Source organism: Paenibacillus sp. CB74, from assembly GCF_055687625.1.
On record NZ_CM146009.1, the window covers coordinates 2,339,872 to 2,354,990 of the forward strand.

A 15,119-nucleotide genomic window follows, 5' to 3' on the forward strand; every position below is an offset into this window, starting at 1 on the left:
CTTCCCCATGATATCACGCACCAAAAAAAGGAGCAAAGCTCGGTGACCCGAAACCATGCTCCTTCTGCTTAGACGACCTTAATCGTTGCGTATATCATGTACATACCACAGTGAATTTCGTATTCGCCCTTTGGCAGATCTTTGTCGACCGTATAATAATTGGGCCCCTTTTGCATATACAGATCCATGCCAAGCTGTTGTGATCCGACTGATTTCACATGTGTCACCGACCGAGTCAGAATAAAGTTTATTTTGGTCGGTACACCAGCTTTCACCTCAATAACGTCTGGTCCAAAACCATCGTTGCTCACGTCCACATCAATGACTTCATATCCCTTCAAATCCTCCGGTGTCTCGGCTTGTGCAGTGACAGCACTTCCTGATCCTGGGGATACGTCTTTGCCCATAAAATAAACCAAAAATGATCCAAGCAGTACAACAACAGTCAGACCCAGCGTGATCCAAGGCCAGGTTTTTCCAAACCAGCTTTTCATATAAACACTCCTCATTCGATGGTTCCATCAATAATCAATCCACAGACGGATGTATTTTATAAGCATACCTGATTCGCATGACATTGAAAATGACCCCTCTGGGCTATTGTGGTTGAGCCATATAAATTGAACTAAAGAACATTTACACTGCACACTCCGATGACAGCACAACCTTCCGATCGCTGTTATTCCCAGATTTTTTGATTCCTTTTATAAAGGGGAAGTCCGGGGATAGCTTATGCTTCCGATGCATCTTTCTTTCAGAAAGCTTTTAGGCGAACGCTCCGCTTCTTCAGGTCCTTTCTGTCCTCTCCGTTTCGTGTAAATGTTTAGTTCAATTTATATAGAATATTTAAATAAAAAAGCCTGATTTCTCAGGCTTATCTACGGTTATTCCCGTTCATGCTCCGCAATATCCCTTTTCGTCTGGATCAGGAGTAGATTGGTTTACTACGACTACGACTTCTTCTCATGCGTAATTTATACAACTCTGGCAGGGCAACTCCAATGAGTACAATGATAACCCCGAACCATTGCAATCCGCTGACATGCTCATGGAGCACGATAGAGGATAACAGTACTGCAATTGGAAGCTCCACCGCACCCAGAATTCCGGCCATGTCGCCTCCAATATGCGGAACGCCGATAGCGAATAATACCGGTGGAATAAATGCTCCGAAGAATCCGAGCAGCAGTCCAAACACCAGCAACTGGCTCCAGATCAATCCATTGAAGAGGAATGTCGGCGGGAACAAAATGCACAGCAGGATCAATCCCCCTGTTACCATCCACGCACTACGAAAGGCAGGATGCGCTGAAGGAACCGCTTTGCCGCTGAACAATACGAACAGGGAGTAACTTACCGCTGCCATCAGTCCAAGAGCAATACCCAGACCGTTGAACTCACCCAGTCCCTGTTCCAGGAAACCCGCTGCCAGCAAAGTTCCGCCAAACAGCACGATCAACGTCAGGAATGTGACTTTGTCTGGACGTTGACGTTTGCTTATCGCCTGAATCAATACACTAATCCAGGTGAACTGGAACAGCAGGATAATGGCAAGTGAAGCCGGGATGTAACGCAAAGACTGATAATACACAAGACCCGTAATTACCGTTGGTGTTCCGGCAGCCATCAATAGCAGACGTTGTTTCCACGTCAACCGTTTGAATACCTGTGCCACAGCTCCTGATGATTGGCCATCTGCCTGTGACTTGCGTTTTGTTCTAAATTTTGTGTATAGCGCCAGCATCCAGGAAAGAAGAAAACCCGTAATCAGCTGTGTTCCCACAACTTCACCAAGTTTATATCCTTCGCCATACGCCAGAACCACAATCGTGGATAATATGCCATAGCTCATCGCTCCCGCGAGAACGGACAGATAATATTTCATTTGTGAATAAACCTCCTGATGATAAGAAAATACGCCTGCATGATTGGTTCATGCCAAGGTCACAGACACATACAAATGCAAAAAATCCTAACTACGAGCAAGGAATATATTGATTCCTTGGCATCGTAGTTAGGAAGTATAGGCTTCCCGTAGAGACCCTCGCCCTGTGTACACTTTCGGCCTGCGAGGTTATACGAAATGATATATGCAATTTGATGTAATTCGTGTGTGACGACTTTTCATATATTACATGGGAGGTGAGGTGGTGTCAACCCTATTCCGTATAAAAAAACGTCAGGTTCGATTAGAGGCTGAGGAATCCCACTCCAATGTTTGCTGTAAACCTGCCTTCAATCCATCCAGATCCAGCCCATCCACGGCAAAAGCCTCACGGATCAAAGGTGGCGCGACAAATTCATCATACTTGCCCAGATAGGGTGCTTCATCTTCAGCCAGTAGCGCAGATGCATCTTCAGCCATCCGACATTCGCTCATAATCTCGGCTAACAATGTCCGTTCATCGACCTTGCCGGATACTACAAAATAATATGGTTCCATGGGCACTACCGAACGCAAAGCCAGTTTGCCCGACAGATTATGCTTCATCAGGCGCTCCAATGTACGGAACGATTTACTCCCTACCCAAGGAAGTACATACATCGAATCTCCCCCAGCCGGAATAACAACCTGCTTCAACAGTCCGCTTTCACGAGCTAGACGGCGTGCCCGTTCAAGTCGATTGACGGCTTGCGGTGACAGGTAGGGATAGATCACTGAGTCGGACAACACTTCACGCATTTTCTGTACCACCGTTGTGTGGATGTCTCCGCCCGCTCCAAGCCATAACGTATCCACTTTACCTTTGGCAGACTTCACATACACAGCCTTGTGCTTGTGATCAACTTCTTCCACTTTCCACAGTTTGCCTGCGAGCGAGAAGCAATAGCCTGGCGGGGGCACGGTTGTAATGGAACCAATCTCTTCCGAGCCGTTCAGTACTTTATGTTCCTCATCGTCCTTAAACACCGCATAGAAGCGATAATTGTTTACGATTTTCTCACCTGTCAGTCCGATAATCAATGTCCGGTCCTCTGTCCATTGCAGATGATCCGTCTCAATGAGGTAATTCAGGAAAGCCTGATATTGATCTGGTCTAATCAACGCAAAGGGGGCCAGCGAAAGGATGGCTTCTGCAAGATCTCTCGGCTCCGCCTCCCCCATACTTTTCAGCATGCTCATCGTCTGATGGTAGAGCACCCCTATGGGCATTTTGCGGGCTTCAAGCGGCTCGACCCACTTTGTTTTTACATATAGTTCGATAACAGCAATTGCACGCATTAACGTCCACGGCATACGTGCTGGTAATTGCGCTTCCTCATCCTCTTCCTCCGGACATACAAAAAGCATCTCTGATGCCATGTCCTCTCGTCTCCCCGAACGTCCCAGACGCTGTACAAAGCTGGACGCACTATACGGTGCACCAAGCTGAACCACACGTTCCAGTTCGCCCAGATCGATACCCAGTTCGAGCGTGACCGTTGCCGCAGCAACCGCAGGCCCCGATCCGGTGCGCAGAGCAGCTTCCGTTTCCTCCCTGAGCATGGCGGAGATACTTCCATGATGCACATGGAACACATCACGCTCTTGCCTGCGAGCCGCAACCCGCCGCATCTCAAGAATAGTCACCTCAGCGTCCGTACGACTGTTGGTGAAGATCAATGCTTTTTTACGATGTGTGCTCTCATAGATGAAGTCGTAGTAAGCTTTGCGTGCGTTATGAAGCTGCTCCGCCTGCTCCTCGTCCTGTGCATCTGGAAAAGAGAAATGTTCCACCCGCAGCCGCAGCTTGCGACCACCTGGAGAAGAGACCACATCCACTCCCTGCTGTGTTCCGGCAGCAAGCCAAGATGTAGCCGCATCATAGTCACTAAGTGTAGCCGACAATCCAACTCTTCGCGGTGCACAGCCAGCCATACGCTCAATTCTAGCAAGCTCGCTGAGCACTTGAATCCCCCGATCTGCTCCCATGAAGGCATGTACCTCATCAATGATGACATAGCGCAGATCATGAAACAGCGCCGGGATCGCATTCGGTCGATTCATAAGCAGACCTTCCAGCGATTCTGGCGTAATCTGAAGCACACCGGACGGATTTTTCATCAGTTTTGTTTTCTCCGCCTGAGGCACATCCCCATGCCAATGCCAAACCGGAATATTTCCTTCGGTTAACAGATCCTTAAGACGTTCGAATTGGTCGTTAATCAGGGCTTTCAGAGGTCCAATGTACAGAATGCCCACTGATTTGGAAGGCCGTTCATGCAGCTCGGTCAATGCAGGAAAAAAAGCCGCCTCCGTTTTGCCGGAGGCCGTGCCTGCCGCAATCAGCATATGATGCGGGGTATGAAAACAGATATTGCAAGCCTCTATCTGAGCAGGCCGAAGCGATTCCCATCTTTTTTTATATATAAATTCCTGCACGAATGGCGCCAGCCGATAGAATGGATTATCACTCATAATTCAAACTCCGCCAGAAAGTCGTCCAGATCATCCGAATTTGCGGAAGCATCCGCTCCTTTACCCGGTTCCTGGGGTTTGGCAGCCCGTTCACCAAGTAATTGCGTATAAGTCACTTCGGGATTCTGATGGAGCGTATGCAGTACATCCATAAAGTCCCGTACCACTTCACGCGTGGTCAGCAATTCATCCGCCCCCAGTCGATTCACCGCCGTTTGCATAAAATCAACCAATTGTTCATCCGTCAGACTTGCACTGTATCCAAAATGCAACGCATGAATCTGCCGCAGCTTCTGGAGCAAAATCAGAATCTCTTCATGTGATAACATTGCAAGCTTCAGAATCGGGCCTGTATAATTTGCATACGCTTTGGCTGCATAACGACCATCAATAAGCCTGGAGCGAAGCGCTTCATAGCTATATAGTCCGCGCCGTTCATCCTCTACAAATTGCGGCGTACCGCCTACAAATATGCCCAGGTGCTCCGCCTTGCCCTGCATTGTATCATTGAACATGGTCAGCAATTTCTCATAATTGCTTTGACGAGAGACGCTGTTTGTAATTTTGTACAGATTCACCGCTTCATCAATGAACAACAGCAATCCTTTGTAACCAATCCGCGCTGTGAATTCAGACCACAATTTGAAGTAGTCATACCAGTTGTCATCGTCAATGATAACACCGACAGAGAGTTCTTTTTTTGCCTCCGTTTTGGTTGCAAATTCTCCTCGAAGCCAGCGCAGTGCCGCCTGTTTGCGATCATCATCAGCGAGCTTGTACCCATTCCAGTAGGAAGCCAGTACCTTGGCAAAATCAAAGCCGTGAACCAGATTCTGCATCTCCCCTGTCACCGCATAGATCTGCTTCTCTACTTCCAGCGGCAGAGCGGGATCATCCGGGCGCAGGTTCTGACTTTGCATCGTGGATTGTTGCAGGCCTGCGATCCATTTTTGCAAAATCGGCTCCAACGCTCCCCCATCCGGACGTGTACGTGTAGACAGACGAGTCATTAGTTCGCGATATGTCGCAAGTCCCTGCCCTTTGGTGCCCACCAATCGTCGCTCTGGTGACAGATCGGCATCTGCTACAACAAAGTCGCGATCCATGGCATAATTACGAATCATCTGCAAAAGAAAGCTTTTACCACTACCATAACGCCCGGTAATGAGTTTGAACGCGGCGCCACCCTCGGCGATATTGTCCATATCTCTCAAGATGGCTTCCACTTCCGGTTTTCGGCCAACAGCAATCTGCTCCAGTCCTATGCGCGGGACAACACCCGCCGTTAACGAATTGACAAGTGCGGTGGTCAGCCGCTTTGGTATTTTAAGTTCTGTCACTTACGTATCACCTCTTCACATGTTCGAAAACATCTATATAATCCGGAACAATCCGATCACCATCAATCAGAAGATCACCGATCGTATCCATAGCCACATCATTAATTTCATCGAGCAGAAGCGCAGGCATCGTTCCATATTGCTCAGCCAGACGTATCAGCTCCGTATCAGGGTTAGCGCCAAGAAGAGCATGAATCACTTGCACCTGCTGAGGGGATAGTCCCTTGGCAAATAGCAGCCATTGTTCATCCAAATCAACCTCTGCACTCACGTCCCATTGCAACCCAATTGATGCTGTTGACCCTTCTATTGCAGTATCTCTTACCGATGGGTCCGGCTGCATGGAATCTTCTGTTGGTGTGATCTCATGCCTTGCTTCCAGTGCGTCGACTGGATTACTTGTAACATTTGCGTTATGAACCTCATCATCCTTCACTTCAGAAGGGTGATCATCCTCAATTGTAAGTGCCATTCGTACGTATTCACTTTCTTGCTGTAACGATGCCAATTTTTCCGTATCAATACGAATCACCGGTTGTTCCACCGTCTCGGCCTGATCAATCGCATATGCTTTGTCCAGGTAACGTTCAATCAGATTCGCAAGTTCGGGCTCTAATGTTTGTCCACGCAATCGGCCTCTGAATCCGAGCAGTTCACGAAGTTTATTTTCAGTACATCGATAGATCCGCGTAACCATCTGTACAAATTCAGTATGTTCACCAATGGGCATATATCTGAATGATACCGATCTTCCATAGATCGAGTCGTCATAGACCGCTTTGCGAAACAGTATGCGCTCCACCATGCGTTCTTCGTTGGGTTGAAACACTGGCAACAGTCCGACTTCTCGCGTACGCTCCAGATATGAATGAACCAATGCCATGACCCGTGGGATGTACTGCTCCATCACTTCTTTGCCGCCATCTCTATAGAACTTACTGAGCGTAATATCGTAATCGTAGTACCTTTGCAGCATACTTAGCGAAATATCCGACATCTTGTTCTGTAAAACACGTTGCAGTTCCTTGTCCAGCATCTCTGCTGGCAGATACCCGCCCGAAAGGTCCATAACTTCGGATAAAGACGTCTCCATCTGATGGACCAGTACGTAATCGACCACCCACTCTTGCATATATATATTTAATTGAGGGAGCCTTTCACGGTAGTTCAACCATAGCTGCTTTAATTGATTATAACCATCCTGAGCATTCTGCCAGCCAATGCCGTTAATCAACTCATATATATGAATAAATAGATAGGACAGATCGGTATCTGGATATCTCCCCTGACGAACTTCCTTCCTCCAATACAAATACCACTTGCGTTGGGCTTCGTTCATTACGCCATATGTGGGCCAGTAGCTCATAAAGGGAACCCAGGGGGACACATCTCCCTCCATCTCTGACCACTGCTTTGCTTCCTCTACAAAACGTTTCTCCGAAGACAATATGCCTCCACGATGCTGCATCGCATGATGTGCAGGTTGCTGCACAATGGTTGAACGATCAGGAACCGGAACCGCTGCTGTTACGGGTTCTTCGCTCAGATCTATCTCCATAAATTCCAATTGTCTAGAGTTGTCTTTCATAGAACGTTAGCTCACCCTCCTCCGAGACAGAATACGAACAAGTGTATCCATAGGGATCATTATAACACTAGTGCTGTGTCTGCGGTGATGAAATTAACACATTATTAAAACCAAAAAAAGAGAGCATTTCTGCTCTCTCATTTAGTTCATATGGATATGATATTGATCCAGGTGTATTCGTTAAAAAGTAAGGTTACATGCCCTAAATCAGACTACAATTGCTCGATTCTTCCCTTCACTCTTCGCTTGGGCCAGCGCTTGAGTAGCTTTTTCAATCAGATCGGATGCACTTGACTGCTCATCAGGTACCAGCACTGCACCCCCGACACTAACCGTGACGATCCCACTCGGACCCGATAATTCTCGCTGGATCTGCAGAGCCAGAACATGTTGTCTAATCTCTTCCGCAAGCTGTGCTGAATGTTCAGAAGTTGTGCTCTTCATTTTCAACATGAAGGTACCTCCGCGAAGACGGGATATTAGTGCGTTGTGCTGCTCACTGACCACGGTGAGTACCTCACCGATCCATTGCAGACACAGATCGCCTCCCTGAAGTCCGTATGCCGCGTTATATGAACGGAAATCATCGATATCTATAATGAGCAACCCCAGACTACATTTCTCCTCCAAACAATCATCCCAGTCATCCTGAAGCTGAGACTTGAACACCGTTTGAATTGGCATATCTGTTAACGGATCTGTGTTCAGATAATTTTGCAACTGGCTTGTCGTTTCGGTGTAATGGTCATGTTCATGGTGAGACGCCCCGCTGTGCAGAAGCACCATCACAGAAGGTTTTCCTGCATGCGTAACAGCAGCGAGTGTAACTTCAAGCAACAGTGAGGTACCAACTGCTGTAGTGAAATAGGACTGACTTGTAATCAAACTTGTGTTTTTGTGCTTTAATTCCTCAAAATTCTGTTGCAAGGTAACTCTCGTATTGTCAGGTACAAATTCTCTAAAATCCTTACCCATCAGGTTTTGGGAACTCTCGAACCCGAGCAGTTCAGCTGCCTTTGTATTACAATAGATAATCTTACCGTCCGTCAGAGTAAAGAATGCCACGGGCGAATAATCCATTAACTGCAAATAACGCTGTTCATTTTGTCGCAAAATACGAGCGTTCTGAAGTGCCTGTTCCTCAGCCTGAACCAACTGATTCTCCGTCTGCCGACGTACAATGGATTTGAGTAAAGGTAACACACTTAGTTCTTTCGTAGTCCACGGATACGAAGTTGACTTTACAACCTCACGCCATTTCTCGAATGATTTACGAGGTGACAATCGCATGCCGTCATCCGTCTTGAGTACCGCTTTGGCCGGGTCACCCGCCCACTCGACAACCTGCTCAACCTCAGGTCGGAACCAGATCATGTAGTTATGCTGTCCAGGCGAAATGGCAACATAAATAACCCCGGAAGCCTTATCCGGATAAGCTTTGGCTGTTTCATACTCTGAACTCAGTTTCGAAGTGTAGTAACTGTAATCCTCAGACTTTCCTGCAAGCCAACCTGCCAGTTCACGAATCTGGCCGCTGTTAGGCGTTTTACCATATAACAATAACTTGTCCTGGTAACAGATCGCTGCTCCGGCAGCATCCATCAGGTTCAATACCGTCTCTTCTTCTCCCTGTAATTCCTCAAGTACTCGGGCAGGACTTGTGTTTCCAATAAAAATGTTGGCAATTCGTGAAGCAGCTTCACGAGATTGAATCTCGGATTGGTAATCATCTAACTGCTGACGCTGGAACAATTCATTGGAGAAGAACGCCCCCAGGAAATTGCACAGATTCCGCACACGATGGGGGACATATCTGGCCGAATAATGATGGCATGTGATGAGTCCCCATAGCTCATTGTTATGAATGAGCGAGATCGTTACGGTCGCACCTACACCCATATTATGCAGATATTCGATGTGAAGTGGCGATACGCTACGCAGGACCGAAAGACTCAAATTCAGTGGTTTGCCAGTCAGTGGTTGTAGCATAGGTACAATTTCGACCGGTTTATAATTTACATTCACGATAGTCCGCAGCCAATTGCGAAGATACAACTCCCGAGCTTGTTTTGGTATATCCGATGCTGGATAGTGATGTCCCAGGAATGGTTCGAGTTCTTGTTCACGCGCTTCAGCAATAACTTTACCATTCCATTGCTCGTCAAATTCATAGATCATCACCCGATCGTAACCGAGCATTTCCTTGACCTGTTCAGCTGCAATCTGACTTGCCTCCACGCGGCTATCTGTGCTTTTCATCCGACCGAAGAATCGGGATATCCACTCGAAGTCAGTAGTCCCCACGTCCTCTTTTTCGTCATAAGGCTCGATCTCCAGAATGAGCAAACCTTCACTTTCATGAAGCACAGAAGAGAAGACCCGTTCCTCACCGGATACCTTAATGGTAAGATCCATGTAATGCAGGTCAGAGGTAACATTCGCATTGAAGCTGCTGCCCAACAATTTGCTTACTTCTTGCTCGCCAATCAGGTTCTCCAAAGGCATGCCCAGAACAGCCTCATAGGCAATACCCAGATGTTCCTCCGTATTTTGGCTACACTGAACAATAGTTGGCGTAAGACTGGTATTGATGGCCAAAAGAACACCATGAGGTTGAATAAAGCCGGGGATATGAATTGGTTCTTTATCACAGTTATTCAGATCTATCGGATCAGTTGTGTATGTTCCCTGATGAAGCAATGTGCGGTTCAACAAATTTTGTTCTTTCTTGGACTTCGGTTCGGCCATGGCCAGGAAAATCCCCTCTCATGATGTTATATAAGTTGAAATAATGATTATTTACATTGCACTACGATGACAGAATAACCTTCTAATCGCTGTTATCCCCAGATTTTATCGATTCCCTTTTCTAAGGGAAAAATCCGGTTATAAGCGTATGCTTACGATGTAGCTTTCTTTCAGAAAGCTTTTAGCGAATGCTTCGCTTTTCCAGGTTTTTTCTGTCCTCTTCGTTAGGTGTAAATGATTAATTCAACTTATATAGATACCTTTAAAATATGAAATAAAGTCTGCCCTACGTATTAATCCATTGATCCAGCAGTCGGAATGTCTCTGATGCACTGTGCACCATGTTGTCATGATCTTCTGGACTGGTGATGGACTGCTGCAGCAAAATCATAAACTCGCTCCATCTTGTTCTTGTCTCTGAGCCATAGGCGTTGAAATATTCCAATCCACGATCAGCTTCAATGGGCAGGAACTGCGACAAACGTTTGGTCATGATCTGTCCACCGTTCGTGGACCCCTCAATGACATACATGTATCCAAACAAACGGGCTGGTGTCGAAATATCCGGAAGTTCTTTGCAGAGCGGAAGTTGGCTAATTTCCTCTTCACTTGCACCAAGATTGTGCAGATCTTTCTCCAGTAGTCCAGCCTTGCCTCTAATCTCGATATCCAATCCCGTACTTCCCCAGAAAGGCTGCTGTACAGCTTGATCTTCCAGCGGTTTGAGGAATCCATAAAACTTTTCTAGATATGTTCTATATTCTTCTATAGTCACAGTTTGATTCATAATGGCTTTTGCATAAGGGTTCTGTTCTACTTGTCTGTGGTAATGAGCTGTCTCGCTCTTCAGACGTTCCATAATAGTTGTTGCTGTCATCGTAGTTATCCCCTTTCACAATCTGCTCTGCTGTTGCAAACAGCTCATTTAATGCAATAAAGACTCTATGTAAGTATACTTATTCTTGTTTGAGAAAACTACACGAATCCAACATCCGTACAAAGTGAACACTTTTCTTCGTTGTTATCTTAACCCACTGTAATCTGCATGTTTTAGTATTAACCGAAAATAATAAAATTGACCCCCACAATCTGGAAGGCAGTAGATTTCAAATGTAAACATGTTACACTATTTTTATATCCTGTCATTGGAGGAATGCAATCTATGGATCTCACTGTTCAAGACGTTGTACTTCATCTTTTAGATAACATTGAACTGCCGGAAAACACGGTGGATCAGCTTATTACCGGTTCACTTGACTGTAAGGTCACGGGTATTGTCATCGCTTTTATGCCCACACAATATGTGATTGAACAAGCCATACAGCAAGGCGCTAACTTAATCATTGCGCATGAATCTCCGTTCTATAACCATCACAGTCAGACAGATTGGCTTGCAACTGATTCGGTGTATACGGACAAAAGAAAGTTAATCGACGAAGCAGGCATCTCCATCTATCGATGTCATGATATCATCCACCGCTTCCAACCGGATGGCATTACCGAAGGACTGGTTCAGGCCTTGGGATGGTCCTCTTATGTGGAGCAACGAGTACCGGAAGCAGACATCCTTTCTTTTCCGGAAGCAAGCACTGCCCAAGCTACTGCTCACCATGTGAAACGTTGCCTTGGGATCGATTATGTCCGCGTTGCAGGCAATCCCGACACAGTCTGTAGACACGCAGCGGTATTGGTTGGTTTTCGTGGCAACGGCTCTGTGACGATTCCCTTGATTCAGAACAAACAATTGGATCTGATCATCGCTGGAGAAGGATTCGAATGGGAGACACCGGAATATATCCGTGATGCTGTGCAACAAGGCAAGTCCAAAGCACTCATCATGTTGGGGCATGCCGAGAGCGAGGCTCCGGGAATGAATCTATTGGCAGACAGGTTGGCAGAACAATTCACAGAACTGTCCGTTCATTATGTAGGTGAGCGACCTGTGTACACTGTGATCTGATCATGCGATTGATTGGATTAGTTTGGTATGGATTGTTTTGGAGAGGTGTCTAGCCGAATTGTTCAAATCTCATTGCCCACTACCCTGGAACTCTACATCTGTTGTGTGTTCTAGGGTCGAGTCGGCAGACTCTCTTTCTTCTTGGCTAGCTCTTAGGACAAATTCTTAGATAGTTATTAACGAACCTGACACACTCTATTTAGTGAATATTTACCGATTTTCAAAACTAACGAATTGTAGACACGGTATTCCTCCGGTTCCACTCATTATCCATCCTTTCCTACCGCCTTAGCCCGATTAAGATGGCTGAGGTTCCTTAGATTTCTCAATTCAATCGAATCAATACAATAAGGTGTCACTGGTTCGTTAGAGATCATGCTCATTAAAAATGAGTACTCCCGCACATATACCGCGCATCTCTTCATGCTCCAACTGGATTTCCCTGGTTCTTTATTGTACTCTAGATGCTGTGACTTCAAAGCTCAGGACATTTGTCCTTGGCGTTTGGGGTGAGTTTGTCATTAAATAGAAGTCGAAGTAATTGAATAAGGAGCGTACATATGAAAGGAATTATTTTTGCATTACTGGGTGGCGCGTGTATCACGCTCCAAGGTGTTGCCAATGCTCGGATTAGTACCGACATGGGCACATGGCAGGCCGCTACGATTACACAACTGACAGGATTCATCTTAGCGGCGCTGATCCTAATGTTCGTTAGAGACATTAACCTTCAAGGACTCAAACAAGTTAAACCCATGTACCTGGCAGGGGGAGCGTTTGGCGCTGTCATTATTTTCAGCGAAGTAACGGCCATTCAGCAAATTGGGGTGACATTCACGATCTCGGCCCTGCTCATTGCTCAGCTGTTCCTGACTTTTCTCGTGGATAGTAACGGATGGTTTGGTGTAGTGAAACAAAAGATGAAACTGCCGCAATTTCTTGGCATTGCCTTGATGATCACAGGTGTCATCATTATGAAACTGTAGTTTTTCTAGAATATAGTCAGGGGTGAACAAGAGCGTGGAAGAGATTCATGATGAGCAACAATTAATACATTATCTGAAGCAATATCAACTCGAAAAGGTATTTCACGAGCCCCTGCGTCCCCATATGACATTATGTCACTTCGAGAAGTGTGAATTGATCTGTCGTGAAGGGGAAGCCTCCGAATATTTATACGTGTTGGTCGAGGGTAAAATCAAGATCTTCACCACCTCCGCTCAGGACAAAACACTCGTGCTTTGCTTCAAGACACCGCTTGAAGTCGTCGGTGACATTGAATATGTCCGTGAAAGTGATATTGTCAACACAGTTCAGGCCGTGTCACCTGTGGTGATGCTTCGGATTCATTATCAATGGCTCGCTGAGCTTGCCGGCGATTATGCACCTTTACTTAAATTTTTGCTCAAAATCATCTCACACAAGTTCTATATTGATTCGAACTTCTCCAACTTCAACCTGATGTATCCCGTTGAGGTTCGGCTAGCCAGCTACCTTCTCTCCATCTCGACGGAAGAAGCTGGTAGCGTCGTTCATGAAGATCTGGACGCGTTCAATCTGACCGACATTGCGAATCTGATCGGCACCAGTTACCGACACCTGAACAGGGTCATCCAAAAGCTCTGTGCAGACGGATTGATTGAACGACATCAGGGATTGATTATGATTAAAAACCGTGCGGGTCTGCGCGAAATAGCAGGTCACAATATTTATGAGTAAGGAGTTCGACAACCATGTTAATTACAGGGATTTCGCTTGCGCTCTTGGCAGGAGCACTTGTCAGTCTGCAAACCATATTTAATAGCAAAGTCAATGAACGCACCGGTTCATGGTCCACAACAACGTTGGTGCTTTTCACCGGATTCATTGCCTCGTTCCTCATCTCTCTGCTCGTGGAGGGCAAGAATACATTCAGCTTTCAGCATATGCAACCGTGGTATTGGCTCAGTGGAGCCATCGGCGTTGGTGTCGTCTTCTGTCTCGTACAAGGTATGAAGCTGCTTGGCCCCACGTATGCCATCTCGATCGTGCTGACGTCCCAACTTAGCTTCGCCCTTTTGTTTGACTCCATGGGGTGGCTCGGTCTGGAGCAAATTCCTTTCTCATGGAATCAACTGCTCGGTGTGCTTGTCATTGTCGGCGGAATTGTGTTATTTAAATTCGGTGGGGGGAACTCGGAAAAATCAGATCCGTCAGATACATCTGACAAGTCGCCCGGCTCCCTGCAATCCAACTCTTAAAATAACTAAAAAGAGTGTCCGTCCAATCCGGAGATTGGTCAGACACTCTTTTTATGCAATCAAACCACGTATCGTGCAGCTTGCTTACTCTGCGAACTCTACGTTGTGGTACACCTGTTGAACATCTTCAAGGTCTTCGAGCGCATCGATCAGTTTCTCGAACTGAGCTTGTGCATCCTCTGGAAGTTCAATATGGTTCTGTGCAAGCATCGTCAGCTCGGCTACGGTGAACTCCGTAATACCGGCTGCTTTGAACGCTTCTTGTACAGCGTGGAATTGATCCGGTTCTGCATATACGATGACAGCATCATCTTCGTCCACGATATCACGTACATCTACGTCTGCTTCAAGCAGAAGTTCAAGTACTTCCTCGGAGTTTTTGCCTTCTATACCGATAACCGCTGTAGGATCAAACATGTAAGCAACAGAACCGCTGACACCCATGTTTCCGGCGTTTTTGTTAAACGCAGAGCGTACTTCCGGCGCTGTACGATTTACGTTGTTGGTAAGTGCATCCACGATGACCATCGCACCATTCGGTCCGAAGCCTTCATAACGCAACTCTTCATAGTTCTCATCCCCGCTGCCTTTTGCTTTTTCCATCGCACGATCAATAATGGCTTTGGGTACATTATACGTTTTGGCACGTTCCAGCACGACTTTCAGTGCACGGTTCGCTTCCGGGTCCGGTTCGCCCTTCTTAGCAGCTACATAGATCTCAACGCCGAATTTAGCGTAGACCCGGCTCGTATTTGCATCTTTTGAAGCTTTTTTTTCCTTGATATTATTCCACTTACGACCCATATCGTTTCCGCTCACTTTCAACATGTAATCTGCTTTCTAC

General features: G+C 46.4%; 12 protein-coding genes and 1 riboswitch. Of the genes, 4 read left to right on the plus strand and 8 right to left on the minus strand.

The features are described from left to right. Nucleotides 1–68: 68 nt before the first annotated feature. The 7 genes from ACX9NY_RS10290 to ACX9NY_RS10320 form a co-directional block, all read right to left on the minus strand. Nucleotides 69–494 (minus strand): cupredoxin domain-containing protein, encoded by a 426-nt coding sequence (locus ACX9NY_RS10290; protein WP_339260839.1) that lies wholly within the window; start codon nucleotides 492–494, stop codon nucleotides 69–71. Between the two features lie 431 nt (nucleotides 495–925). Then, nucleotides 926–1,885, minus strand: a complete 960-nt coding sequence (locus ACX9NY_RS10295; protein ID WP_339260838.1) for an EamA family transporter — start codon at nucleotides 1,883–1,885, stop codon at nucleotides 926–928. 106 nt (nucleotides 1,886–1,991) lie between these two features. Continuing rightward, a riboswitch (purine riboswitch) is annotated at nucleotides 1,992–2,102 on the minus strand. Between the two features lie 77 nt (nucleotides 2,103–2,179). After that, entirely contained in the window at nucleotides 2,180–4,399 is a 2,220-nt protein-coding gene (locus tag ACX9NY_RS10300) for a DEAD/DEAH box helicase (protein ID WP_339260837.1), read from the minus strand. Then, entirely contained in the window at nucleotides 4,396–5,739 is a 1,344-nt protein-coding gene (locus ACX9NY_RS10305) for an ATP-binding protein (protein ID WP_339260836.1), read from the minus strand. Before ACX9NY_RS10305 ends, ACX9NY_RS10300 begins: the two co-directional genes overlap by 4 nt. 7 nt (nucleotides 5,740–5,746) lie before the next feature. Next, on the minus strand, nucleotides 5,747–7,327 hold the full coding sequence (locus tag ACX9NY_RS10310) for a TerB N-terminal domain-containing protein (RefSeq protein WP_472478506.1): 1,581 nt from the start codon (nucleotides 7,325–7,327) through the stop codon (nucleotides 5,747–5,749). Nucleotides 7,328–7,534: 207 nt separating this feature from the next. After that, complete coding sequence (locus ACX9NY_RS10315; protein ID WP_342572816.1) at nucleotides 7,535–10,075, minus strand: diguanylate cyclase domain-containing protein; 2,541 nt, start codon at nucleotides 10,073–10,075, stop codon at nucleotides 7,535–7,537. A gap of 286 nt (nucleotides 10,076–10,361) precedes the next feature. Then, nucleotides 10,362–10,952, minus strand: coding sequence for a biliverdin-producing heme oxygenase (locus ACX9NY_RS10320; RefSeq protein ID WP_339260832.1), 591 nt, complete (start codon nucleotides 10,950–10,952; stop codon nucleotides 10,362–10,364). A 285-nt stretch (nucleotides 10,953–11,237) separates the two neighbouring features. Between ACX9NY_RS10320 and ACX9NY_RS10325 the strand changes: the two genes are divergently transcribed. The 4 genes from ACX9NY_RS10325 to ACX9NY_RS10340 all read left to right on the plus strand — a co-directional run bounded on the left by ACX9NY_RS10325 (nucleotide 11,238) and on the right by ACX9NY_RS10340 (nucleotide 14,275). Then, nucleotides 11,238–12,035, plus strand: coding sequence for a Nif3-like dinuclear metal center hexameric protein (locus ACX9NY_RS10325; protein WP_472478509.1), 798 nt, complete (start codon nucleotides 11,238–11,240; stop codon nucleotides 12,033–12,035). Nucleotides 12,036–12,595: 560 nt separating this feature from the next. Next, entirely contained in the window at nucleotides 12,596–13,021 is a 426-nt protein-coding gene (locus ACX9NY_RS10330) for a DMT family transporter (protein WP_342572814.1), read from the plus strand. 34 nt (nucleotides 13,022–13,055) lie between these two features. Next, a complete protein-coding gene (locus ACX9NY_RS10335; RefSeq protein WP_339242209.1) occupies nucleotides 13,056–13,754 on the plus strand; it encodes a Crp/Fnr family transcriptional regulator in 699 nt (232 codons plus the stop codon). A gap of 14 nt (nucleotides 13,755–13,768) precedes the next feature. Beyond that, complete coding sequence (locus tag ACX9NY_RS10340; RefSeq protein WP_472478511.1) at nucleotides 13,769–14,275, plus strand: DMT family transporter; 507 nt, start codon at nucleotides 13,769–13,771, stop codon at nucleotides 14,273–14,275. 84 nt (nucleotides 14,276–14,359) lie between these two features. Here ACX9NY_RS10340 and ACX9NY_RS10345 read toward each other — a convergent pair whose 3' ends face one another. Next, nucleotides 14,360–15,079 (minus strand): YebC/PmpR family DNA-binding transcriptional regulator, encoded by a 720-nt coding sequence (locus ACX9NY_RS10345; RefSeq protein WP_249911804.1) that lies wholly within the window; start codon nucleotides 15,077–15,079, stop codon nucleotides 14,360–14,362. Nucleotides 15,080–15,119 lie beyond the last annotated feature (40 nt).

Excerpts from the sequence above, each read along its gene's own strand:
- ACX9NY_RS10310 (WP_472478506.1), bottom strand. The coding sequence starts at position 7,327 with ATGAAAGACAACTCTAGACAATTGGAATTTATGGAGATAGATCTGAGC.
- ACX9NY_RS10315 (WP_342572816.1), bottom strand. The coding sequence starts at position 10,075 with ATGGCCGAACCGAAGTCCAAGAAAGAACAAAATTTGTTGAACCGCACA.
- ACX9NY_RS10340 (WP_472478511.1), top strand. The coding sequence starts at position 13,769 with ATGTTAATTACAGGGATTTCGCTTGCGCTCTTGGCAGGAGCACTTGTC.
- ACX9NY_RS10320 (WP_339260832.1), bottom strand. The coding sequence starts at position 10,952 with ATGACAGCAACAACTATTATGGAACGTCTGAAGAGCGAGACAGCTCAT.
- ACX9NY_RS10330 (WP_342572814.1), top strand. The coding sequence starts at position 12,596 with ATGAAAGGAATTATTTTTGCATTACTGGGTGGCGCGTGTATCACGCTC.
- ACX9NY_RS10290 (WP_339260839.1), bottom strand. The coding sequence starts at position 494 with ATGAAAAGCTGGTTTGGAAAAACCTGGCCTTGGATCACGCTGGGTCTG.
- ACX9NY_RS10325 (WP_472478509.1), top strand. The coding sequence starts at position 11,238 with ATGGATCTCACTGTTCAAGACGTTGTACTTCATCTTTTAGATAACATT.
- ACX9NY_RS10345 (WP_249911804.1), bottom strand. The coding sequence starts at position 15,079 with ATGGGTCGTAAGTGGAATAATATCAAGGAAAAAAAAGCTTCAAAAGAT.
- ACX9NY_RS10295 (WP_339260838.1), bottom strand. The coding sequence starts at position 1,885 with ATGAAATATTATCTGTCCGTTCTCGCGGGAGCGATGAGCTATGGCATA.
- ACX9NY_RS10300 (WP_339260837.1), bottom strand. The coding sequence starts at position 4,399 with ATGAGTGATAATCCATTCTATCGGCTGGCGCCATTCGTGCAGGAATTT.